Origin of the sequence: Massilia suwonensis, from assembly GCF_042655665.1 — a bacterium.
Lineage (GTDB): Bacteria > Pseudomonadota > Gammaproteobacteria > Burkholderiales > Burkholderiaceae_D > Telluria > Telluria suwonensis.
Genome location: NZ_JBHSMR010000013.1, coordinates 2,204,707 through 2,226,185 on the forward strand (window position 1 = coordinate 2,204,707; position 21,479 = coordinate 2,226,185).

At 67.0% G+C, this 21,479-nt stretch carries 16 protein-coding genes and 1 tRNA gene; 8 read left to right on the forward strand and 9 right to left on the reverse strand.

All coding sequences use genetic code 11. From position 1 onward, the window contains the following. Positions 1 to 34: 34 nt before the first annotated feature. Positions 35 to 493: a cupredoxin domain-containing protein gene (locus ACFPQ5_RS17965; RefSeq protein ID WP_379758784.1), complete on the reverse strand. Its 459-nt coding sequence runs from the start codon at positions 491 to 493 to the stop codon at positions 35 to 37. A gap of 193 nt (positions 494 to 686) precedes the next feature. Between ACFPQ5_RS17965 and ACFPQ5_RS17970 the strand changes: the two genes are divergently transcribed. Continuing rightward, positions 687 to 3,041, forward strand: a complete 2,355-nt coding sequence (locus ACFPQ5_RS17970) for a CHASE domain-containing protein (RefSeq protein ID WP_379758786.1) — start codon at positions 687 to 689, stop codon at positions 3,039 to 3,041. A gap of 14 nt (positions 3,042 to 3,055) precedes the next feature. Here the strand turns inward: ACFPQ5_RS17970 and ACFPQ5_RS17975 are convergent, their stop codons facing one another. After that, positions 3,056 to 4,021: a homocysteine S-methyltransferase family protein gene (locus ACFPQ5_RS17975; RefSeq protein WP_379758789.1), complete on the reverse strand. Its 966-nt coding sequence runs from the start codon at positions 4,019 to 4,021 to the stop codon at positions 3,056 to 3,058. A gap of 212 nt (positions 4,022 to 4,233) precedes the next feature. On the opposite strand from ACFPQ5_RS17975, the gene ACFPQ5_RS17980 reads away from it, so the two are divergent. After that, positions 4,234 to 5,514, forward strand: a complete 1,281-nt coding sequence (locus ACFPQ5_RS17980) for a cytochrome P450 (RefSeq protein WP_379758792.1) — start codon at positions 4,234 to 4,236, stop codon at positions 5,512 to 5,514. A 164-nt stretch (positions 5,515 to 5,678) separates the two neighbouring features. Beyond that, positions 5,679 to 6,659 (forward strand): MBL fold metallo-hydrolase, encoded by a 981-nt coding sequence (locus ACFPQ5_RS17985; RefSeq protein ID WP_379758795.1) that lies wholly within the window; start codon positions 5,679 to 5,681, stop codon positions 6,657 to 6,659. A gap of 4 nt (positions 6,660 to 6,663) precedes the next feature. Here the strand turns inward: ACFPQ5_RS17985 and ACFPQ5_RS17990 are convergent, their stop codons facing one another. The 5 genes from ACFPQ5_RS17990 to ACFPQ5_RS18010 all read right to left on the reverse strand — a co-directional run bounded on the left by ACFPQ5_RS17990 (position 6,664) and on the right by ACFPQ5_RS18010 (position 11,461). Beyond that, the gene (locus ACFPQ5_RS17990) at positions 6,664 to 7,065 is read right to left on the reverse strand and encodes a heme-binding protein (protein ID WP_379758798.1); all 402 of its coding nucleotides are present in this window, start codon (positions 7,063 to 7,065) and stop codon (positions 6,664 to 6,666) included. Positions 7,066 to 7,079: 14 nt separating this feature from the next. Continuing rightward, complete coding sequence (locus tag ACFPQ5_RS17995) at positions 7,080 to 8,618, reverse strand: tripartite tricarboxylate transporter permease (RefSeq protein WP_379758801.1); 1,539 nt, start codon at positions 8,616 to 8,618, stop codon at positions 7,080 to 7,082. 12 nt (positions 8,619 to 8,630) lie between these two features. Further along, entirely contained in the window at positions 8,631 to 9,149 is a 519-nt protein-coding gene (locus ACFPQ5_RS18000) for a tripartite tricarboxylate transporter TctB family protein (RefSeq protein ID WP_379758804.1), read from the reverse strand. Positions 9,150 to 9,159: 10 nt separating this feature from the next. After that, entirely contained in the window at positions 9,160 to 10,116 is a 957-nt protein-coding gene (locus ACFPQ5_RS18005) for a Bug family tripartite tricarboxylate transporter substrate binding protein (protein ID WP_379760151.1), read from the reverse strand. Positions 10,117 to 10,237: 121 nt separating this feature from the next. After that, positions 10,238 to 11,461, reverse strand: coding sequence for a pyridoxal-phosphate-dependent aminotransferase family protein (locus ACFPQ5_RS18010; protein ID WP_379758807.1), 1,224 nt, complete (start codon positions 11,459 to 11,461; stop codon positions 10,238 to 10,240). Positions 11,462 to 11,685: 224 nt separating this feature from the next. Between ACFPQ5_RS18010 and ACFPQ5_RS18015 the strand changes: the two genes are divergently transcribed. From ACFPQ5_RS18015 to ACFPQ5_RS18030, 4 genes are all read left to right on the forward strand, one after another. Next, positions 11,686 to 12,393 (forward strand): GntR family transcriptional regulator, encoded by a 708-nt coding sequence (locus tag ACFPQ5_RS18015; protein WP_379758810.1) that lies wholly within the window; start codon positions 11,686 to 11,688, stop codon positions 12,391 to 12,393. Between the two features lie 59 nt (positions 12,394 to 12,452). Continuing rightward, complete coding sequence (locus ACFPQ5_RS18020) at positions 12,453 to 15,425, forward strand: FAD-binding and (Fe-S)-binding domain-containing protein (protein WP_379760153.1); 2,973 nt, start codon at positions 12,453 to 12,455, stop codon at positions 15,423 to 15,425. 136 nt (positions 15,426 to 15,561) lie between these two features. Then, positions 15,562 to 16,344, forward strand: coding sequence for an enoyl-CoA hydratase/isomerase family protein (locus tag ACFPQ5_RS18025; protein ID WP_379758813.1), 783 nt, complete (start codon positions 15,562 to 15,564; stop codon positions 16,342 to 16,344). Further along, a complete protein-coding gene (locus ACFPQ5_RS18030; RefSeq protein WP_379758816.1) occupies positions 16,341 to 17,561 on the forward strand; it encodes a CaiB/BaiF CoA transferase family protein in 1,221 nt (406 codons plus the stop codon). Before ACFPQ5_RS18025 ends, ACFPQ5_RS18030 begins: the two co-directional genes overlap by 4 nt. Here ACFPQ5_RS18030 and ACFPQ5_RS18035 read toward each other — a convergent pair whose 3' ends face one another. Then, positions 17,562 to 18,698 (reverse strand): GGDEF domain-containing protein, encoded by a 1,137-nt coding sequence (locus ACFPQ5_RS18035; protein ID WP_379758819.1) that lies wholly within the window; start codon positions 18,696 to 18,698, stop codon positions 17,562 to 17,564. A gap of 307 nt (positions 18,699 to 19,005) precedes the next feature. Between ACFPQ5_RS18035 and katG the strand changes: the two genes are divergently transcribed. Beyond that, positions 19,006 to 21,207, forward strand: coding sequence for a catalase/peroxidase HPI (gene katG / locus ACFPQ5_RS18040; RefSeq protein WP_379760155.1), 2,202 nt, complete (start codon positions 19,006 to 19,008; stop codon positions 21,205 to 21,207). A gap of 64 nt (positions 21,208 to 21,271) precedes the next feature. Here the strand turns inward: katG and ACFPQ5_RS18045 are convergent. Then, positions 21,272 to 21,350: transfer RNA gene (locus ACFPQ5_RS18045), tRNA-Ile, on the reverse strand. Positions 21,351 to 21,479 lie beyond the last annotated feature (129 nt).

Sequence of the window (21,479 nt, forward strand, 5' to 3'; positions counted from 1 at the left end):
GGCAAGAACTGGGCGGCATGCCCCGAGCAGCGGGCTAGGACCGGGGCGCCACCAGCGGCAGCGTGCGCAGGCCTTGCACCAGCGCATCGAGGCGCCAGCGCAAGCGGTCCCAGCCCGGATCGGGCAGGCGCACCACCCGCACCGTCAGGGTGCCGCCGGCCACGTCCGGACAGGCGTAGGCAAAGCGCCCCTCCTCTTCGAACGGCAGACGGAATTCCTGGCCCGGCAGCAGGTGCAGCGGCCCGAACACATGGGGCCGGCGGTCGCGGTTGCGCAGCAGGAGCACGTCCTGTACGCCCAGGGTCAGGCGTATCTCGCGCGGCAGGGCGATGGCCCGCTCCTTCGCGCCGCCCGCTGCCGGGAAGGTGAAGGCGCGTTCGTGGCTGGGCGTGCGCAGCGGCGCCAGCGCGCCCAGCAGCAGCGCCAGCAGGAGCGCGCCGGCCAGCAGGCAGGCCAGCCGGTGACGGCGCAGGATCGGGTGCAGGGGAAGCATCGGGAACAGGAGAAAGGCGAAGGCGATTTGTCGCAGTGCGGATATTGTATTATGCAAACAAAAACACTGGCCAGCGAGGGGGCAAGCCGGGCATCCCGTGCGCCCGCGCACGACATTGCCGCGTATCCTGAGTACTCCTCGCCGACGTCCGATCATCCCCGCCGCCCCAGGGCCGCGCCCCACTCTCGATTACATGCCGCGTCCAGAACCCGACGAGATCATCCCCGCTTCCGGCACACCCGTCCGCCGGGAGTGGGGTCCCCTGATCCTCGCCGGCTTCGCCTTCCTCGTTTCCCTGCTGCTCACCTATGGCGCCTGGAGCAGTGCGCGGCGCGACGCCGCCGCCGACCTGGCGGCCCAGTTCGACTACCGGGCACGCGACATGGTCACCACCACCGTGCGCCGCATGGCCGTGTACGAGCAGGTGCTGCGCGGCACGCGCGGCTTCATGCGCGGCAGCATCGACGTCGACCGGCGCGACTTCGCCGACTATTTCCAGACCCAGAATCTGCAGGAACATTTTCCCGGCATCGAGGCGCTCGGCATCGCCAGCATCATCCCGGCCGGGCGCCTGGCCGCGCACGAAGCGGCGCTGCGGGCGCAGGGCTTCAGCAGTTACGCGGTGCATCCGCGGCCGACGGGCGACTTCGCCACCTCGATTACCCACATCGAGCCATTTACGGGACGCAACCTGCGCGCCTTCGGCTTCGACATGTACAGCGAGCCGGTGCGCCGCGCCGCGATGGAAGCCGCGCGCGACAACGGCGCCGCCGCCCTCTCGGGCAAGGTGGTGCTGGTGCAGGAAGGGCGCGATGCCCAGCCCGGCTTCCTGATGTACGTGCCGGTGTACCGGCGCGGCGCGCCGACGGGCAGCGTCCAGCAGCGCCGCGCCGCCCTCGTCGGCTGGGTGTACGCGCCGTTCCGGATGGCCGACCTGATGCGCGGCCTCGGCGGCACCCATGCGGCCGACCTGCAGGTGACGATCTACGACGGCGGGCGCCCGCTGCCGGAGGCGCTGCTGTTCCGCTCGCAGGACGCCGTCGCCTGGCGCCAGCCGCTCTTCCGTCAGAGCTTGCCGGCACGTATCTCAGGCCGCCCCTGGCTGATCGAGATCGCTTCCTCGCCCAGCCTCGAGGCGCGCCTCGACACGCGCCGCCCGCAAGTCATCGGCGTCACCGGCATCGGCCTCGGTTTCCTGCTGAGCCTGGTGGTCTGGCTGCTGGCCAGCGAACGCGGGCGTGCGGTGCAGCTGGCGCGCGCGATGACGCTGGAACTGCGCCAGTCCTACGAACGCATCGACGCCGAACGCGTGCGCATGGACCTGATCCTGCAAACCACCTACGACGCCTTCATCGCCATCGACAGCGCGGGCCGGGTCACCGACTGGAATCCGCGCGCCGTCCAGCAGTTCGGCTGGACCCGCGAAGAAGCCCTGGGACGCGAGATCGGCGAACTGCTGGTGCCGCCGGAGCAGCGCGTGGCGCGCGAGCATGGCTTCGCCCAGTTCGCCGCGCTCGACGGCGGCGCACGCGTGCCTGACGCGGCCGGGCGCGGCTTCCCGGCCTCGGTGCACTACGGCGAGCCGGCCGAGGTGATGGCGCGCCACCGCGACGGCCACCTGGTGCCGGTGGAAATCGTGGTCGCCGCCCTGCCCGCTGAAGTCGGCCATGGCGCGTCCGCCTTCCTGCGCGACATCGCGCCGCGGCGCGAAGCGGAAGCGCGCGAGCGCCTGCGCCAGCAACGCCTGGACGAAGCGCGCACGGCCCTGGCGCGCTCGCAAAAGCTGGAGGCGGTCGGCAAGCTTACGGGCGGCGTGGCCCACGACTTCAACAACATCCTGCACATCATCAGCGCCAACGTGCAGCTGCTCCTCAAATCGGCCAGCCAGGTCGAGGGCAACACGAAAATCGAAAAGCGCCTGCACAGCATCCTCGACGCCGTCGAGCGCGGCTCGAAGCTGTCGTCCCAGCTGCTGGCCTTCGCGCGGCGCCAGCCCCTGCATCCGAGCCTGGTCAACGTCGGCCAATTGCTCGAACGCATGGACAGCCTGCTGCACCGCGCCGCCGGCGAATCGGTCGAGATCGCCCTGAGCGGCGCCGGCGGCCTGTGGACTACCCTGGTCGACCCGAACCAGCTTGAAAACGTGATCCTGAACCTCGTCATCAATGCGCGCGATGCCATGGCCGGCAAGGGCAAGGTCGCCATCACCCTCGAGAACCTGAGGGTCGACAGCGCGCTGGCCGCCGCCGACCCGGAACTTGCACCGGGCGACTACGTGCGCATCGCCGTGGCTGACACCGGCGAAGGCATGCCGCCCGACGTCATGGAACGTGCCTTCGAACCCTTCTTTACCACCAAGCCCGAGGGCAAGGGAACCGGCCTCGGCCTGTCGATGGCGCATGGCTTCGTGCGCCAGAGCGGCGGCCATATCCGCATCGCCAGCAGCGTCGGCCAGGGCACGACGATCAGCATCTACCTGCCGCGTGCGGACGCGCAGGCGGATGCGGACCTGCCGCCGCAGGCCCCTCCGGCCTCCGCGGCGCACTGAACGGCAGGCCGGCCTTATGGCGGCCCGTCGCGCGCCGGTCTTCCCGTGACATGGCGAGCAATCGCCGCCACATGGCGCGTGTCGGTCCCGCAGCAGCCGCCCAGTACGTTCATGCGCGGCAGCAATTGATGCAGGACCTGGTATTCCTCACCCAGCGCTTCCGGATCGCCGTCGTCGAGTTCGGTCGCCTCGTCGAGCTCGGCGTGGCTGCGACGCGAAGCGTTCGCGCGCAGGCCGTGCAGGCGCTCGCGCCAGGGTCCATCCTCGGCCAGCGCCGGCTCGACATGGGTCGGATGCGCGCAATTGACCATGTAGTAGGCAGCGCAGGCGCCGGTCTCGGCATCGGTGCGCAGGATGGCCTCGGACAGCGCGTCGCCGGAGGGCAGCCGGCCATCGGTTTCGAGGGTGAAGGAAATTGTCACCGGCATCTCGCAGGCCGCGGCCGCGTCGACGATGCCGATCGCCTCGTCCGGATAGCTGAGCGTAAAGGCGGCCACCATGTCGGCCTCGGTGCCGGCGAAGGTGGCGATCTGGGCCAGGTGGTAGTCGCGCGCGGCAAGCGCGCTCATGCGGCGATCGGCCCGGTAGCCGTCGCCGCGCGGCCCGATGTTGCCGCTGATGACGATGGGCGTGGCCGGTGTTTCCCAGGCCGCGCGCACCTCGGCCAGCAGCGCCACCGCGTCGCGGTCGGCATCGGCCAGCGCGAGCGCGTTGTAGCCGAGCGATTGGCCCCAGTCGGGATTGGCGCGCCAGGTGGGGGTTTCGAGCACCAGCCCGGTGCCGTGCGCACGCGCCAGGCGGGCGAAGGAAGCGAAATAATCGTGCAGCGCCGCGCGGCCGCGCGGGTCCTGCAGCAGCACGAAGGAGGCAAAGGCGGGCAAACTGAAACCCTGCTGGAAGCTGAGCATCGTTTCCAGCCCGGCGTCGGTCAGGAACAAACGGCCATCCAGCTGAGGCAAGCGCTTGCGGTAACGGCTCATGGATTCTCCTGGCAGCGGTGCGTATTGACTCCCCGCTTGCTTGGAACCTCCCAGCCCGCCTCCGGTTCCCCGGCCTCCGTGGAGCGCGCCTGACGCCGCACAAGACGCGGGCCGCCGGTGTTGTACAAAGCGCGATAAGCCTGCCGTACGGGCGCCAGCGCACATTCGGAACAGGCCTGCTCTGGCACACTCGGTGCGAAAGGAGATTGCCCATGAACGCGCCCCACCCCGCCCTGCCCGTGCACCGCGCCATCCTGCAGGCGCCCGGCTTCGACAACACCATCGCGCTGCTCGAGGAGGGCTACCGCTTCATCGGCAACCGCTGCGACGAACTCGGCACCGACATCTTCGGCACCCGCCTGATGCTGCGCCGCGTGGTCTGCGTGCGCGGAGAAGCAGCGGCGCGCATGTTCTACCAGCCCGGACGCTTCACCCGGCGCGGCGCGATTCCCCCGAGCACGCTGGGCGCCCTGCAAGGCCCGGGCAGCGCGCAGACCCTGGACGGCGAGATGCACCGGGTGCGCAAGGCGATGATGCTGTCGCTGCAGTCGCCTGAATCGCGCGCGCGCCTGGTGGCGCTGGCCGAGCGCGAGTGGCGCATCCAGTTCGGGCGCTGGCCGCGCCAGGGACGGCGGGTGCTGATCCAGGAAGCGCAGGCCGTGCTGTGCCGCGCCGCTTGCGCCTGGGCCGGCGTGCCCCTGGCCAATGCCGAGGAAGAGGTGCTGCGCACGGCCGAGTTCTCGTCCATGATCGACGGCGCCGGCTCGATGGGCCCGCGCAACTGGATGGCGCTGGCGCTGCGCCGGCATACCCAGCAATGGGCGCACGAGCATATCGCGGCGGTGCGCGCCGGCCGTCCTACCGATCCCGACAGTCCGCTGGCCGTGATCGCCTTCCACGTCGATGCCGACGGCGAAGTCATGTCGGCGGACGACGCCGCAACCGAACTCATCAACGTACTGCGCCCGGTGGTGGCGGTGGCGCGCTACATCGTGTTCGGCGCGCTGGCGCTGTACGCCTATCCGGAGTGGCGCACGCGCCTGGCCAGCGGCGACGAGGCGGCCCTGGCCATGTTCGTCGAGGAAGTGCGCCGCTACTATCCCTTCTTCCCGGCCGTCGGCGGACGCGCCAACGCGCGCTTCGAATGGCAGGGGCTGGAATTCAGCAAGGGCGACTGGGTGCTGCTCGACCTGTACGGCACCAACCGCCATCCCTCCAATTGGCCGGATGGCGAGGTGTTCCGTCCAGATCGCTTCGAAAGCAAGGAAAGGGGCGAGTTCGAATCGATCCCGCAAGGCGGCGGCGACCTGGCGCTGGGGCATCGCTGCCCGGGCGAAATGGTGACCGTCGAGCTGACCCGCTCGGCCCTGCGCCTGCTGGTGACCGAGGTCGACTACGTGGTGCCGCAGCAGGACCTGACGATCGATTTGTCGCGCATGCCGGCCATGCCGCCCAGCGGATTCGTGATCGAGGACGTGCGCCCGGCCCGATGAGAAGGCGCGGCCTCCTCCGTTCCGCGCAAATCCAGGGTTGCGACGATGAAATTTTATTTCAACAAGTGATACTTGGTGAAATATTGTTTCAACACGCACACTCGGCAATTGTTCGCCGCGTTCGCCCGGTTACCGCATAATCGAGGCACGCACAAGGACACGACATGGAACTGCAATTCCTCGGCACCTCGTCCGGCACGCCCAGCCGCGCACGCAATGTCTCGGGCCTGGCCCTGCATGCGCCGGGATCGAAGCACTGGTACCTGGTCGACTGCGGCGAAGGCACGCAGCACCGCATCCTGCGCACCAATTATTCGCCGATGAGCCTGCGGGCGATTTTCATTACCCACATCCACGGCGACCATTGCTACGGCCTGCCGGGCCTGCTCGCCAGCGCCGGTTTGCTCAACCGCAGCGAGCCGCTGCTGATCGCCGGTCCGCCTGCCGTCGAACGCTTCGTGCGCGGCGTGATGGAGAGCACGGAATTGCGCCTGCCTTACGCGGTCGAATTCGCGCACGTCGCACCGGGCTGGGCCATCTCGAGCTTGCCGGACTTTCGCGTCGAGGTGGCGGAACTCTCGCACCGCGTGCCCTCCTTCGCTTTCACCTTTGTCGAGAAGAGCATCGAACGCCGCCTCGACATCGGCAAACTCGAACGCGACGGCATCGCTTCCGGCCCCGGCTGGGGCCAGCTGCAGCGCGGCGAAGACATCGCTCTGCCCGACTGCCGCGTCGCGCGCAGCGCCGACTACCTGCTGCCGGGCCGGCGTCCGCGCAAGCTGATCGTGGCCGGCGACAACGACACCCCCTCGCTGCTGGCCGCGCAGGCGCAGGACGCTCATGTACTGGTGCATGAGGCGACCTATACCGAGGACGTGCTGCAGAAAGTCGGCCCCGGCTCGCAGCACAGCTCGGCACGCGCGACGGCCGCGTTTGCCGAGGAAGCCGGCATCCCGAACCTGGTGCTGACGCACTTCAGTCCGCGCTACCAGCCGGCCGGCAATGGGAGCCCGTCGATGGCCGACATCGAAGCCGAGGCGCGGGCGGCGTACCAAGGGAGCCTGTTCCTGGCGAGCGACTTGCAGCGCTATACGCTGGACCGGCACGGCGTGCTGGCCGCCGTGCCCTTGCCGAACGCTTCCTGACGGCTTAGCCGACGGCCTGCGCCCCCGCACGCGCAACCTGCGCGTCCTCACCCGGCTTGACGCCGGACACGCCCACCGCGCCCACCACGTGCCCGTCGACGATGACAGGAACCCCGCCCTCCAGGGTCGCCACCATCGGCGCGCTGAGGAAGGCCGTGCGGCCGTTGTTGATCATTTCCTCGTACAGCCGCGATTCGCGCCGTCCCACGGCCGAGGTGCGTGCCTTGCCGGTGGCCGTCTCCGAACTGATCGGTGCGCAGCCATCCAGGCGCAGCAGGCCCAGCAGATGGCCGCCGTCGTCGACCACGGCGATCGCCACCGGCCACTTGTTTTTTTCAGCCTCGGCGCGCGCCGCGTCGAGCATACGCGTGGTTTCGGCGATGGTGAGAAAAGGTTTCGTCTGCATGTTTTTCCTCTAGATTATTGTGGCTGCGCCGCACCGCCGCCGGTCGGTCCGGATCCCGGAGCGCGCGGGAAGAAGCGTGCGCGCAGCGAACCCAGCAGCGACCAGCCGAGCCCGGCGACGGCGAGCGTCATGATGGTGCCGACCAGCCCGTTGCTCCAGAAGACGCCGAGCCCGCCGCGCGAGGCCAGCATGCTCTGGCGGAAGGCATCCTCGGCGCGGTCACCCAGCACCAGGGCCAGCACCAGCGGCGCCAGCGGATAATCCAGCTTCTTGAAGACGTAGCCGACGATGCCGAAGGCCAGCATCAGCCAGATGTCGAACTGCGCGTTATGCACCGTAAAGGCGCCGATCGCGCACACCACCAGGATCGCCGGGGCGATGATGGAGAAGGGGATCCGCAGGATGGCGGCGAACAGCGGCACCGTCGCCAGCACGATGATCAGGCCCGAGATATTGCCGAGGTACATGCTGGCAATCAGTCCCCACACGAAATCCTTCTGTTCGACAAACAGCAGCGGCCCCGGCTGCAGCCCCCAGATCATCAGGCCACCCAGCAGCACCGCGGCAGTGGCCGAGCCCGGGATGCCGAGCGCCAGCATCGGCAGCAAGGCGCTGGTGCCGGCCGCGTGGGCCGCCGTTTCCGGCGCCAGCACGCCGGCGACATTGCCCTGGCCGAAGCTGTCCTGGTCGCGCGCAAATTTCTTGGCCACGCCATAGCCCATGAAGGAAGCGGCCGTCGCGCCGCCCGGCGTGATCCCCATCCAGCAGCCGATCGCCGAGGAACGCAGCAGGGTGGCGAAGTGGCGCGGGATGGTAGCCCAGGTCTTGAACACCACCTTCAGGTCGATCTTGCCGTTCTTGCCGCGGAAGGCCAGGCCCTCCTCGATCGTGATCAGGATTTCGCTGATGCCGAACAGGCCGATCACCGCGACCAGGAAATCGAAGCCGCGCAGCAGCGGCGCCGCGCCGAAGGTCATGCGCAGCTGGCCGGAAATCGTATCCAGGCCCACCGCCGCCAGCACGAAGCCGATGCACATGGCGATGACGATCTTGGCTTTCGATTCCTTGCCCATGCCGATGAAGCTGGCAAAGGTGAGGAAATAGACCGCGAAGAATTCGGGCGGCCCGAAGCGCAGCGCGAATTTGGCCACCAGCGGCGCCAGGAAAGTGATCATCAGCACGCCCACGAGGGCGCCGATGAAGGAGCCGGTGAAGGCGCTGGTCAGCGCCTCGCCCGCCCTGCCCTGCTGCGCCATCGGGTAGCCGTCGAAAGTGGTCGCCACCGACCAGGCCTCGCCCGGGATGTTGAACAGGATCGAAGTGATGGCGCCGCCGAACAGCGCGCCCCAGTAGATGCAGGACAGCAGGATGATCGCCGAGGTCGGGTTCATCGTGAAGGTCAGCGGCAGCAGGATCGCCACCCCGTTCGGGCCGCCGAGGCCGGGCAGCACCCCGACCACGATCCCGAGCAGGATGCCGACGATCATCAGCCCGCCGTTATGCCAGGACAGGACGGTCGAAAAGCCCTGGAGCAGCGCATTGAAGTCATCCATGTGAAGCTCCGATCAGTAACCGAACATCTGTTCGAGCGGGCCCTTGGGGAGCGGCACCGTGAACATGATTTCAAAAATCCAGAACAGGACCAGGCTGACGCTGACGCCCGTGATCGCCGACCTGAGCGGGTTGAACTTGCCGACCAACCACATGAAGATGCCGATGAACAGGGCCGAGGCCACGTAGATGCCGATCAGCTGGAGCGCGCCGATGTAGACCACCAGCGGCAGCAGCACGACCGCCACCAGCCTGAGCTGGTTACGTTCGAGGAAGGCCGAGCGGTCGTTCTTGCGCAGCGCCTGGACGAGCACCACGATGCTGGCCAGCAGGATGGCGATGCCCATGCGCATCGGGAAGTAGCCGGCCTGCGGGCCATCCTCGGCCCAGCCGGCGCCGATCTGGTAATTGCTGACGATGGCCAGCAGCGCGAAGGCGGCGACCACGATGCCGACCACGAGCTCCGCGGTCCGTTTGGTGATGACGGTGGCCGAGGGCGGCACGCCGCCCTGGCTCTGTTCGTGGGTGCTCATGGCCTGCCCCTCACGGCGCCATGAAGCCGGCCGCCTTCATGATCTGGCGGTGGTTCTGTTCGTCTTTACCCAGGTAGTTGCGCAGCTCGTCGCCCACCATCACGGTCGACTTCAGGGCGTTCTTGGTCACGTACTCTTTCCAGTCCGGCGTGGCCACCACCTTCTGCAGCAGCTGGGTGTAGAACTTGGTCACCTCCGGCTGCACCTTGCCCGGCAACATGAAGACGCGCAGCATCTGGTACTGCACGTCGAGGCCTTTTTCCTTGCAGGTCGGCACGTCGGCCCAGCTCTGGGTCTCGGTGACCTTCTCGGTGTAGCTGCTGCGCTTGTCGGCGAACAGGCACAGGGCGCGGTGCTGGCCGGCGCGCCATTGGGCGATCGATTCGGACGGATTGTTCGGGTTCGAATCGATGTGCTTGCCCGAGAGCTGGGTGGCCGCCTCGCCGCCGCCTTTATAGGGGATATAGATGAACTTCACGCCTGCGGCCTTCTCTACCATCGCGGTGATGATCTGGTCTTCGCGCTTGGAGCTGGTACCGCCCATCTTGAACTTGCCCGGCTCCTTTTTCACGGCGGCCAGATAGTCCTGCGGCGTCTTGAAGGGAGAGTCGCTGTTGACCCACAGGATGAATTCGTCCTGCGCCACCATTGCCACCGGCGTCAGGTCGCGCCAGTTGAAGGGCAGCCCGGTCGCCAGCGGCACCGTGTACAGGCCGGAGGACGAGACCACGATGCGGTGGGCGTCGCCCGGCGTGCCCTTGATGTCGAGCAGGCCTTCGGCGCCGCTGGCGCCGGCCTTGTTCTGCACCACGATCGGCTGGCTCATCAGCTTGTGCTTGGCGATGATGCCCTGGATCGCGCGCGCCATGTTGTCGGTGGCGCCGCCGGCGCTGAAGGGCACGATGAATTCTACCGACTTGGTCGGTGCCCAGTCGGCCGCGGCGGCCTGGGTTGTGCCGAGTGCCATGCCGAGGGTCAGGCCGGCGATTGCGAAAGCGTACTTGAGCTTCAGGTTCTTCATGAGCTGTCTCCTGTCGGGCCGCAGCCCTTGTTTTTGATGTTCTACGAGGGTTGCGTCGCCAGGACGCTTATGCCGCCTGTTGCAGGGCCGCGTCGGGCAGGGATGCCTGCAGCGAGCGCATCGCCGCGGCCACCCCGCCGGCCTGGTGCGGGACGCCGGCCAGCGCCAGGCCCATCTCCACGCCAGCCAAGGTGCCCATCAGCGTCAGGTCGTTGAAATCGCCCAGGTGGCCGATGCGGAAAACCCAGCCGCTCAGCTTGGAGAGGCCCTGGCCGAGCGACATGTTGAAATTCGTCAGGATCACCTTACGCAGGGCGTCGGCGTTGTGGCGTTCGCCGTTGGCGCCCACCGGCATGACCACCGCCGTCAGCGCGCCGCTGTATTCGGCTGGGTTCTGGCACAGGATCTCCAGGCCCCAGGCGCGCACGCAGGCGCGGGTCGCCTCGGCATGGCGCTGGTGGCGCGCGAACACGTTCTGCATACCCTCTTCCAGCAGCATGTCGCAGGCTTCCGAGAGGCCGTACAGCAGATTGGTCGCCGGGGTATAGGGCCAGAAACCGTTCTTGTTGGCTTCGATGATCTCTTCCCAGGCCCAGAACGCGCGCGGCAGTTTTGCAGTGCGCGAGGCGGCCAGCGCCTTTTGCGAGACCGCGTTGAAGGAGAGGCCCGGCGGCAGCATCAAACCCTTCTGCGAACCGGCCACGGTAACGTCGACACCCCATTCGTCGTGGCGGTAGTCGAGCGAGCCGAGCGAGGAAATCGTATCGACCAGCAGCAGCGCCGGGTGGCCGGCCTTGTCGATGGCGCGGCGCACGGCGGCGATGTCGGAGGTGACGCCGGTCGAGGTTTCGTTGTGCACCACGCACACGGCCTTGATCTGGTGCTCGCTGTCTTCCCGCAGGCGCGCTTCGATGCGGTCGGCATCGGCGCCGCGGCGCCAGTCGTCGCCGATGAATTCGGGCCTCAAGCTGAGCCGCTCGGCCAGCTTCTTCCACAGGGTGGCGAAGTGGCCGGTCTCGTACATCAGCACCGTGTCGCCGGGCGACAGGGTATTCACCAGCGCCGCCTCCCAGGCCCCGGTGCCGGAGGCGGGATAGATCACCACCGGTTGCGTAGTTTGGAAGACCTGGCCGATCTGGCCGAGGATTTTCTTGCCGAGCTGCTGGAACTCGGGACCGCGGTGGTCGATGGTGGGGTAGTCCATGGCCCGCAGGATGCGGTCGGGGACGTTGGTCGGGCCGGGGATCTGCAGGAAATGCCGTCCGGACGGGTGAGAATTCAGCTTCAACATTGCAACTCCTAGAGAGGCCAACGTAGTCAGAGAGATTCGAGCGATGAGCAACTTTGCATACAATATACGTAAACGCGGCAGTGTCAAGAAAATATCGTGTTGCGCCGCAGCGCGGAAACAAGCGGCTTTCACTCTACATATGCCCCGTGCATGGGCGCAAAATCCTGTTGGCACGGTCTTAAAAGAGTCTTTTGCTCCCGAAAAAATCGTATACAATATATTTTATGATTCACGAACTAACATTTCCCATTCCTGCCCGCCCGGCCGTCATCGACCGCCAGGGCCTGGCTTCCGCCGTCACCGTGCGCCTGCGCGACATGATCATCGAGGGCGTGCTGGCCCCCGGCACCCGGCTCAACGAGCGGGTGCTGTGCGAACAATTGATGGTCTCGCGCACGCCGCTGCGCGAAGCGTTCAAGGTGCTGGCCGGCGAAGGCCTGGTCGAGCTGCTGCCCAACCGTGGCGCCCAGGTGGCCGAGATGTCGGTGGCCGACATCGAGCAGACTTTCGAGGTACTGGGCGCGCTCGAGGCGCTGTCGGGCCAGCTGGCCTGCGAGCGCATCACGGATGCCGAAGTAACCGAGATCCGCGCCCTGCATTACGAGATGCAGGCGGCGCATGCGCGGCGCGACCTGGCGACCTACTACAAGATCAACCACGAAATCCATGACCGCATCAACGCCAGCGCCCGCAACGCGGTGCTGACGACCACCTACCTGCACATGAACGCGCGCATCCAGAACCTGCGCTTCCGTTCCAACTTCAACCAGGACAAGTGGGATGCGGCGATGAAGGAGCACGGCGTCATGCTCGATGCCCTGGAGCGGCGCGACGGCGCCGCCCTGCGCGCCGTGCTCGAGCGCCACCTTCTCTCCAAGCGCGACACGGTCGTGGCCGACCTGCGCGCATCGAAAGCCAGCCAGGAGCCCTAGACGCCATGAACGCACCCGCCGCCGCACCGATCAAGCTGAGCGAACAACTCGCTTCCCGAATGAATGGGCAAGGACTGGCAAGGCGGCTGGTAGCCGAAACCGGGGGCGAAGTCCTGTTCGACGCCGGCTCGCGCGGGCGTTACTCGACCGACGCCTCGATCTACCAGGTCGAGCCGATCGGCGTCTTCGTGCCGCGCACCGAGCGCGACGTCGAAGTGGCGATTGCGATCGCGCGCGAGATGGGCGTACCCATCCTGCCGCGCGGCGCCGGCACCAGCCAGTGCGGCCAGACCGTCGGCGAAGCGCTGGTCATCGACTACAGCAAATACCTGAATCAGGTCTTGGAATTCGATCCGGCCGCAATGACGGTGACGGTACAGCCGGGGATCGTGCTCGACCACCTGAACGCCTGGCTGAAACCCCATGGCGTCTGGTTCCCGGTCGACGTCAGCACGGCGGCCCAGTGCACCATCGGCGGCATGGCCGGCAACAACTCCTGCGGCTCGCGCTCCCTCGCCTACGGCAACATGGTGCACAACGTGCTGGCGATCGACGCCATCCTGTCGGACGGCACCGAGGCTAGATTCCAGGACGAACGCGCGATGCAGGACGCGCCGCCGCGCGTGCGCGAACTTCTTGAAGGCCTGCGTTCGATCGCCGCGCGCGAGCACGAGGAAATCGCGCGCATGGTGCCGAAGGTGATGCGCCGCGTCGGCGGCTACAACATCGACATCTGGCACCCGCAGAGCGAACGGCCCTACACCGAGGACGGCAGCGTCAACCTGGCGCACCTGCTGGTCGGCAGCGAGGGCACGCTGGCGGTCACGAAACGCGTCGTGCTGAAGGTGCTGCCGCTGCCGAAACACAAGACGCTCGGCGTGGTGAACTTCCCGACTTTTCATCAAGCGATGGACCTGACGCGCCATATCGTCAAGCTGGCGCCGGTGGCGGTGGAGCTGGTCGACCGCACCATGATCGAGCTGGCGCGCGACAATCCCGCCTTCCGCCCGGTGATCGAAAAAGCCCTGATCGGCGCGCCCGATGCGATCCTGCTGGTGGAATTCGCCGGCGCATCGATGGACGAGCAGAAGGCCGGCCTGGCCCGGCTGGTGGACTTGATGGCGGAACTGGGACTGCCCGGCAGCGTGGTCGAGATGGTCGACGCCGGTGCCCAGAAGGCCTTGTGGGAAGTGCGCAAGGCGGGCCTGAACATCATGATGAGCATGCGCGGCGACGGCAAACCCGTTTCCTTCATCGAGGACTGCGCCGTGCCGCTCGAGCACCTGGCCGAGTACACCAGCGCCCTGACCGAAGTGTTTGCGCGCTACGGCACGCGCGGCACCTGGTATGCCCACGCCTCGGTCGGCACCCTGCACGTGCGCCCGATCCTGGACTTGCGCCGCGACGGCGCCGAGAAGATGCGCGCGATTGCCGAAGAAGCGGGCGCGCTGGTGCGCAAGTACAAGGGCGCCTTCTCCGGCGAGCACGGCGACGGCCTGGTGCGCAGCGAATGGGTGGCCTGGCAGTTCGGCCCGCGCCTGCTGCGCGCGTTCGAGGAGATCAAGGCGCTGTTCGATCCGGCCGGCCTGATGAACCCCGGGAAGATCGTGCGCAGCACGCGCATGGACGATAAATCCCTGTTCCGCTACAAGCCGGGCTATCAGCCAACGGCCTTGCAGCCGGCGCTGGACTGGTCGGCCTGGAACGTGCAGGTCGATCCGGTCACGGAACAAAGCACGGCGGCAGGCAGCGGCGGCGACCCGGCCGGCGGCTTCGCCAAGGCCGTCGACATGTGCAACAACAACGGCCACTGCCGCAAGTTCGACGCCGGCACCATGTGCCCGAGCTACCGCGTCACGAAAGACGAGCAGCACCTGACGCGCGGGCGCGCCAACACCCTGCGCCTGGCCCTGTCCGGCCAGTTGGGCGAAGACGGTTTTACGTCCGAGACGATGCGCGACACGCTGGACCTGTGCGTCAGCTGCAAGGGCTGCAAGCGCGACTGCCCGACCGGCGTCGACATGGCGCGCATGAAGACCGAGTTCCTCTACCACTACCAGAAGAAGCACGGCCTGTCGCGCAAGGACAAGCTGATCGCCAACCTGCCGCGCTGGGCGCCGTGGGCGGCGCGCCTGCCCTGGCTGGCCAACCTGCGCGATACGGTGCCGGGAGCGGCTAAATTGTCCGAGAAGCTGCTCGGCTTGTCGGCACGGCGCTCGCTGCCGGGCTGGCGCTTGGACACCTTCCTGTCTCGCGTGCAGGCGCCGGTGCTGGCGCCGGAACAGGCCGACGTCGTGCTGTTCGCCGATACCTTCAATAATTACTTCGAGAGCGAGAACGCGGTCGCTGCATTGCAGGTGCTGCAGGCGGCGGGCTACAAGGTGCATGTGGCGCGCCCTGCTTCGCTTGACGCGGAACCTGCGCGGCCCCTGTGCTGCGGCCGTACCTATCTCGCCAGCGGGCTGGTCGACGAAGCGAAGGCCGAGGCGCGCCGCGTGGTGGAAGCGCTGCGTCCCTTCGTCGCCCGCGGCCTGCCGGTGGTCGGGCTGGAGCCGTCCTGCCTGCTCACGCTGCGCGACGAATTCCTCGTCATGGGCCTGGGCCGGGACGCCGAGCTTCTCGGCGCGCAGGCCTTGTTGTTCGAGGAATTCCTGGCGCGCGAGCATGCCGCCGGCAAGCTGAAGCTGGACTTGAAGGCGCTGCCGGAAGCACGCGCCCTGCTCCACGGCCACTGCCATCAAAAGGCTTTCGATGCGGTGCGGCCGGTGCAGACGGTGCTGGGCCTGGTGCCCGGCCTGAAGGTCGAACTGATCGAATCGAGCTGCTGCGGCATGGCGGGCAGCTTCGGCTACGAAGCGAAGCACTACGAGGTGTCGATGCAGATGGCCGAGCTGTCGCTGCTGCCGGCCGTGCGCGCGGCGGGTGCCGACACGGTGCTGGTGGCCGACGGCACCAGCTGCCGCCACCAGATCGCCGACGGCGCCGGGCGCGAAGCCGTCCACGTGGCGCGCGTGCTGGCCCGCGCGTTGTAGGGTGGGCGCCCCGTGCCCACGCGTGACACGTGCACGGTGTTGGCCTCGATCGCGGCCAACAATAATCATCATTCCGCGTGGGCACGGGGCGCCCACCCTACTTGAGCCGGTATTCGCCCAACCCTGAAAGGACAGCATGAGCGAGCAGAATGGCAAGGTACACCTGACGATATCCGATGGCGTGGCCGCCATCCTGATCGACCGCCCCCAGGCGCGCAACGCGATGACCTGGGCGATGTATGAAGAGCTGGGCGCGATCTGCACCAGGATTGCAGCCGACCCGTCGGTCCGCGTGGCCACCATCCGCGGCGCCGGCGGCGAAGCCTTCGTCGCCGGCACTGACATCGAACAGTTCAGCACCTTCAAAGGCGGCGACGACGGCATCGCCTACGAACAGGCTATCGACGAGCGCGTCGGCCAGATCGAGAGCCTGCCGATGCCGACCATCGCCATCGTCGAAGGCTGGGCCATCGGCGGCGGTCTCGCCATCAGTGCCGCCTGCGACTTCCGGATCGCCACGCCCAACGCCAGCTTCGGCGTGCCGATCGCGCGCACGCTCGGCAACTGCCTGTCGATGAAGAACACGGCGCGCGTCGTCGCCGCAGTGGGCGTGCCGACGGCGAAACGCCTGCTGCTGCTGGCCGAGACCATCAGCGCGGCCGAGGGCCTCTCGAACGGCTTCGTCACCAAGGTGGCCGAGCCCGGCGCGCTGGACGACGAAGTGGCGAGCATGTGCAAGCGCCTCGCCGGCCATGCGCCGGTGACGATGCGGGTGTCGAAGGAAGCCATCCGCCGCCTCGTGAACGCAGGCCTGCCCGACGGCGAAGACCTGATCCGTACCGCCTACGGCAGTGCCGATTTCAAGATCGGCGTCAACGCCTTCCTCGACAAACAACGCCCACAGTGGACCGGAGCATGACGACTAAACCAAAACACACCGGGCCGCTGGCCGGCATGCGCGTCCTCGAACTGGCGCAGATCATGGCGGGGCCGACTTGCGGCATGATGCTGGCCGATATGGGCGCCGACGTCATCAAGGTCGAGAAGCTCCCGGGCGGCGACGATGCGCGCGCCTACCGCGAGCCGCGCGTGAACGGCGTCTCGGCGCCCTTCATGATCCTGAACCGGAACAAGCGCGGCATCGCCCTCAACCTCAAGCACGCCGAAGGCCGCGACATCCTGCTGCGCATGGTGAAGGAAGCTGACGTCCTCACCGAAAACTACCGCCGCGGCACCCTCGAAAAACTGGGCCTCGGCTACGACGTATTGAGCAAGGTGAACCCGGGCCTGATCTACTGCGCCGTCTCCGGATACGGCCGCGACGGCCCCGACGCCGACAAGCCCGGCTTCGACCTGATCGCACAAGGCTTTTCCGGCCTGATGTCGATCACCGGCGAGCCGGGCGGCCCGCCGGTCAAGACCGGCAACTCGATCGCCGACACCAACGCCGGCATCCTCGCCATGGCCGGCATCACCGCCGCCTACGTCCATAAGCTCAAGACCGGCGAAGGGCAAATCGTCGACACCTCGCTGATCGAAGCGGCCCTGCAGCAGACCTACTGGCAGGCCGCCATCTATTTCGCGACCGGAGAGTCCGCAGGCCCGACAGGCTCCGCCCACCTGCTGACCGCCCCCTACCAGGCCTTCCAGGCCAGCGACGGCTGGATCAACATCGGCGGCGCCAACCAGGGCAACTGGGAACGCATCGCGGTGGCGCTGGGGCGGCCGGAATGGTGCGAGGATCGACGCTTCAGGACGAATACGGACCGCATGGAAAACCGCGAGGCGCTGGTGTCGATGATGAGCGAGATCGTGGCGACCCGCAGCAAGGCCGAATGGATCGCGATTCTCGACGCGGCGGGCGTGCCGGTGGGACCGGTGCACACGATGGCCGAGGCGCTGACGCACCCGCAAACCCTGGCGCGCGGGATGGTGCTGGAGCTGGAACATCCGCAGGCGGGAACCACGAAGGCGCTGGGCTGCCCGATTCACTTTTCGAAGACGGCGACGCGGGTCGACCGGCCGGCGCCGATGCTGGGTGAGCATTCGCGCGAGCTGCTGCGCGAGTATGGCTACAGCGACGGCGAGATCGATGGCTTCGTCGAGGCCGGCGTCGTGGAGGAAGCGAAGGCCTGATCAGGCCAGCTGCAGCGACTCGATCCGGTCGCGCCCATTGCGCTTGGCCCGGTACATCAGCTCGTCGGCCGCCGCGATCAGGCGCCGCAGCGGCGGCTCGAAACTGAACTGGGCCAGGTCGACGCTGGCGACGCCGAAACTGGCCGTCGCCTTCAAACGCGTCGCGCCGTCGTTGGAGACGACCTCGGTCGCGGCGAAGGTAACGCGCAGGCGCTCGGCCAGGCGCATGCCGCCCTCGAGGTCGGTGCCCGGCAAGACCACCAGGAACTCCTCGCCTCCATAGCGCACCACGCTGTCGACGCCGTCCCGGATCGCCGCCTGCAGGATGCGCGCAAAGCCGCGCAGCACCATGTCGCCGTCGCCATGTCCATGGGTATCGTTGATGAGCTTGAAGTGGTCGATGTCGCACAACACGACGCTCAGGCAGTTCGCTTCCGGCGCCCGGTCGATCCACTGCCCACCCATCAAGTGATCGTGCAGATAGCGGCGGTTGAAGCAGCCCGTCAAGTGATCGCGCTCGGCCGCATGTTTCAGCACCGACCAGGAGCGGAATTCCTCGCGTGAGACGTGGTGAAAGCGGCGCGCGGCCAGGAAGCCGAAGGTGTTCACCAGCACCAGCAGCATGCCCATCGTGAATTCGTCGGCCGGCGTGAACCGGCCATAACGGTCGGCCAGGAAGACGAAGACGACCGTCGTCACCACCGCGATGATCGAGGCGTAGCGCAGGCGGTTCGGAATGTACAGGTAGACCACGACCAGCATGATCGCCAGCGACATCGCGTGCCAGTGGAATTCGGCCGGGCGCAGCACCGAGATGAGCATGAAGCAGGCCAGCGCCACCCCTTCCGAGAGCGAGGCCGCGAGCCGGGTCGCCCGCACCGACAGGGCGCGGCGGTAGGCCAGCCAGGCGCAGCTGCCGGCCGTTAGCCCGACCAGCAGGCGGGCGGCCAGCAAGATCATCGCATCCGGCCCCCAGCCGAGCGCGGCCAGGTCGGTAGCAAAGAAGCCGAGATAGAAGACGGTGCAAAACGTCAGCGTAAAGCCCAGCAGCGACCGGGTCTGTTCCTGCTTGTGGCGCAGGAAGGCGTGTTCGGTCGGCGCGCACACGAACTCGCCAGTCAGCGAATTGATTTCCATGGGGTGGTCTCCAGCACCGCGCCTACTGATGAGAGTTCCATTGTGCCAGTAATTAGAGCGGTGGGAAATCATTGATTGCATGGCGGCTAGGTCATGCTCTGGAGACCTTGCCTGCACAGGCATGGCGAACAGATCAGGATTTCTCCTATCGAGTTCATTAATAAAATCTTATTGTGCTATCGCCGCCGGAAGCCTTAGGCTTGACCTGCTGTTGACAAGTTCTTTCACGATGAGTCCCTACCCGATGGAGACCGACATGTCCGACAAAGAGAATACCCAAAGTGTCAGCGAAAGCGAAAATCCCGCGATGCCCGCCCCGACGCCGAAGGCCGGCCGGCCGCGGCGCAACAAGGACTGGTGGCCGAACCAGCTCGACCTGTCCGTCCTGCACACCCACTCCCACCTGTCCTGTCCGCTGGAAGAAGAGTTCGACTACGCCGAGCAATTCAAGAAGCTCGACCCCGAGGCGCTCAAGCGCGACCTGACCGAGGTGATGACCACTTCCCAGGACTGGTGGCCGGCCGACTACGGCCATTACGGCCCCCTCTTCATCCGCATGAGCTGGCACGCCGCCGGCACCTATCGCATCGCCGACGGCCGCGGCGGCGGCGGCGAAGGCCAGCAACGCTTCGCCCCGCTCAACAGCTGGCCCGACAACGCCAACCTCGACAAGGCGCGCCGCCTGCTCTGGCCCATCAAGAAGAAATACGGCCAGCAAATCTCCTGGGCCGACCTGGTAGTGCTGGCCGGTAACGTAGCGATGGAGTCGATGGGCTTCAAAACCTTCGGCTTCGGTTTCGGCCGGCCTGACGTCTGGGAACCCGAGGATATTTTCTGGGGCCCGGAAGACACCTGGCTCGGCGACGAGCGCTACAGCGGCGACCGCCAGCTGGCCGGCCCGCTCGCCAATGTCCAGATGGGCCTGATCTACGTGAACCCCGAAGGCCCCGGCGGCAATCCCGACCCGCTGGCCGCCGCCCGCGACATCCGCGAAACCTTCGCCCGCATGGCCATGAACGACGAAGAAACCGTCGCCCTCATCGTCGGCGGCCACACCTTCGGCAAGACCCATGGCGCCGCACCGGCGGTCGGCAACGTCGGCCCCGAACCCGAAGGCGCCGGCCTGGAGGACCAGGGCCTCGGCTGGAAGAGCAAGTTCGGCTCCGGCAAAGGCCCGCACGCGATCACCAGCGGCCTCGAGGGCGCATGGACTTCCAATCCCACCAAATGGGACAACGGCTTCCTGGAAAACCTGTTCAAGTACGAGTGGGAACTGACCACCAGCCCGGCCGGCGCCAAGCAGTGGAAACCGAAGAATCCCGAAGCGCAGGACACGGTGCCGGACGCGCACGACCCGGCCAAGCGGCACGCGCCGATGATGCTGACCACCGACCTGTCGATGCGCCTCGACCCGATCTACGGACCGATCGCGAAACGGTTCCACGAGAACCCCGACCAGCTGGCGGACGCCTTCGCAAGAGCCTGGTTCAAGCTCCTGCACCGCGACATGGGCCCGCTGTCGCGCTACCTCGGCCCCTGGATTCCGGAGCCGCAGCTGTGGCAAGACCCGGTGCCGCCGGTCGACCATCCGCTGATCGACGAGCAGGACGTCGCCGTGCTCAAGCGCACGATTCTGAATGCGGGCCTGCCGACGCCCGACCTGGTCTCCACCGCTTGGGGCGCGGCGGCGAGCTTCCGCGGCACCGACAAGCGCGGCGGCGCCAACGGCGCACGGATCCGGCTCGCGCCGCAAAAGGACTGGGAATCCAACGAACCGGCCCGGCTCGACAAAGTCCTGGCCAGCCTCGAGCGGATCCGCAGCGACTTCAACAGCGCCGCCAGCGGCGGCAAGCAGGTCTCGCTGGCCGACCTCATCGTCCTGGCCGGCTGCGCGGCGATCGAGGATGCGGCCGGCAAGGCAGGCGTCCAGATCACGGTCCCGTTCGCACCGGGCCGCACCGACGCCTCGCAGGAGCAGACGGACGAGACTATCTTCGACGTCCTCGAACCGCTGGGCGACGGCTTCCGCAACTACTTCCGCCCAGACGATCCGCTGACGCCCGAAACCCGCCTGCTCGACCGCGCCAACCTGCTGAAACTGACCGCGCCGCAAATGACGGTGCTGGTCGGCGGCATGCGCGCGCTCGGCGCCAATCACGGGCAGAGCAAGCATGGCGTGTTCACCGACCGTCCCGGCACGCTGAGCACGGACTTCTTCGTCAACCTGCTCGACAGCGGGGTTGCGTGGCGGCCGTCGGCGTCGGCCGAGCGTGTGTATGAAGGAACCGATCGTGCGACCGGGGCCGTGAAGTGGACGGCAACGGCGGCCGATCTCGTCTTCGGCGCCCATTCGCAGCTGCGCGCGATTGCGGAGGTCTATGCGAGCGACGATGGAAAGGACAGGTTCGTGCGCGACTTTGTGGCGGCGTGGGACAAGGTGATGATGCTGGATCGGTTTGATTTGCTGGCGAGGAGGAATCCGCGGCGGGCGTTGAAGGTGGCTGCTTAAGTTGACGGCGGTGCTGGAAACGAAAAAGGCTTACGCGGAAGGTGCGCGTAAGCCTTTTTAATCTTGGTAGGCCTCCCCGGAGTCGAACCGGGCACCAACGGATTATGAGTCCGCTGCTCTAACCAGGCATGAGCTAGAGGCCCAGAAATCGGGACAGTGGCTTGAAAAAAAATCTCGCCACCTGCTACAACGGCGCGGTACCGTAAAGCAGAGTGGCGAGAGGATATGGCTTTTGGTGTACAGCAGTCAAGCATTTGCTAAACTCAACCGCT

Bases quoted from the DNA above. Each gene is read 5' to 3' on its own strand.
- ACFPQ5_RS18020 (WP_379760153.1), top strand. From the start codon at position 12,453: ATGAATGGGCAAGGACTGGCAAGGCGGCTGGTAGCCGAAACCGGGGGC.
- ACFPQ5_RS18005 (WP_379760151.1), bottom strand. From the start codon at position 10,116: ATGGCACTCGGCACAACCCAGGCCGCCGCGGCCGACTGGGCACCGACC.
- ACFPQ5_RS17995 (WP_379758801.1), bottom strand. From the start codon at position 8,618: ATGGATGACTTCAATGCGCTGCTCCAGGGCTTTTCGACCGTCCTGTCC.
- ACFPQ5_RS18035 (WP_379758819.1), bottom strand. From the start codon at position 18,698: ATGGAAATCAATTCGCTGACTGGCGAGTTCGTGTGCGCGCCGACCGAA.
- ACFPQ5_RS17965 (WP_379758784.1), bottom strand. From the start codon at position 493: ATGCTTCCCCTGCACCCGATCCTGCGCCGTCACCGGCTGGCCTGCCTG.
- ACFPQ5_RS18000 (WP_379758804.1), bottom strand. From the start codon at position 9,149: ATGAGCACCCACGAACAGAGCCAGGGCGGCGTGCCGCCCTCGGCCACC.
- ACFPQ5_RS18025 (WP_379758813.1), top strand. From the start codon at position 15,562: ATGAGCGAGCAGAATGGCAAGGTACACCTGACGATATCCGATGGCGTG.
- ACFPQ5_RS18015 (WP_379758810.1), top strand. From the start codon at position 11,686: ATGATTCACGAACTAACATTTCCCATTCCTGCCCGCCCGGCCGTCATC.
- ACFPQ5_RS17990 (WP_379758798.1), bottom strand. From the start codon at position 7,065: ATGCAGACGAAACCTTTTCTCACCATCGCCGAAACCACGCGTATGCTC.
- ACFPQ5_RS17975 (WP_379758789.1), bottom strand. From the start codon at position 4,021: ATGAGCCGTTACCGCAAGCGCTTGCCTCAGCTGGATGGCCGTTTGTTC.
- katG (WP_379760155.1), top strand. From the start codon at position 19,006: ATGCCCGCCCCGACGCCGAAGGCCGGCCGGCCGCGGCGCAACAAGGAC.
- ACFPQ5_RS17980 (WP_379758792.1), top strand. From the start codon at position 4,234: ATGAACGCGCCCCACCCCGCCCTGCCCGTGCACCGCGCCATCCTGCAG.
- ACFPQ5_RS17970 (WP_379758786.1), top strand. From the start codon at position 687: ATGCCGCGTCCAGAACCCGACGAGATCATCCCCGCTTCCGGCACACCC.
- ACFPQ5_RS18030 (WP_379758816.1), top strand. From the start codon at position 16,341: ATGACGACTAAACCAAAACACACCGGGCCGCTGGCCGGCATGCGCGTC.
- ACFPQ5_RS17985 (WP_379758795.1), top strand. From the start codon at position 5,679: ATGGAACTGCAATTCCTCGGCACCTCGTCCGGCACGCCCAGCCGCGCA.
- ACFPQ5_RS18010 (WP_379758807.1), bottom strand. From the start codon at position 11,461: ATGTTGAAGCTGAATTCTCACCCGTCCGGACGGCATTTCCTGCAGATC.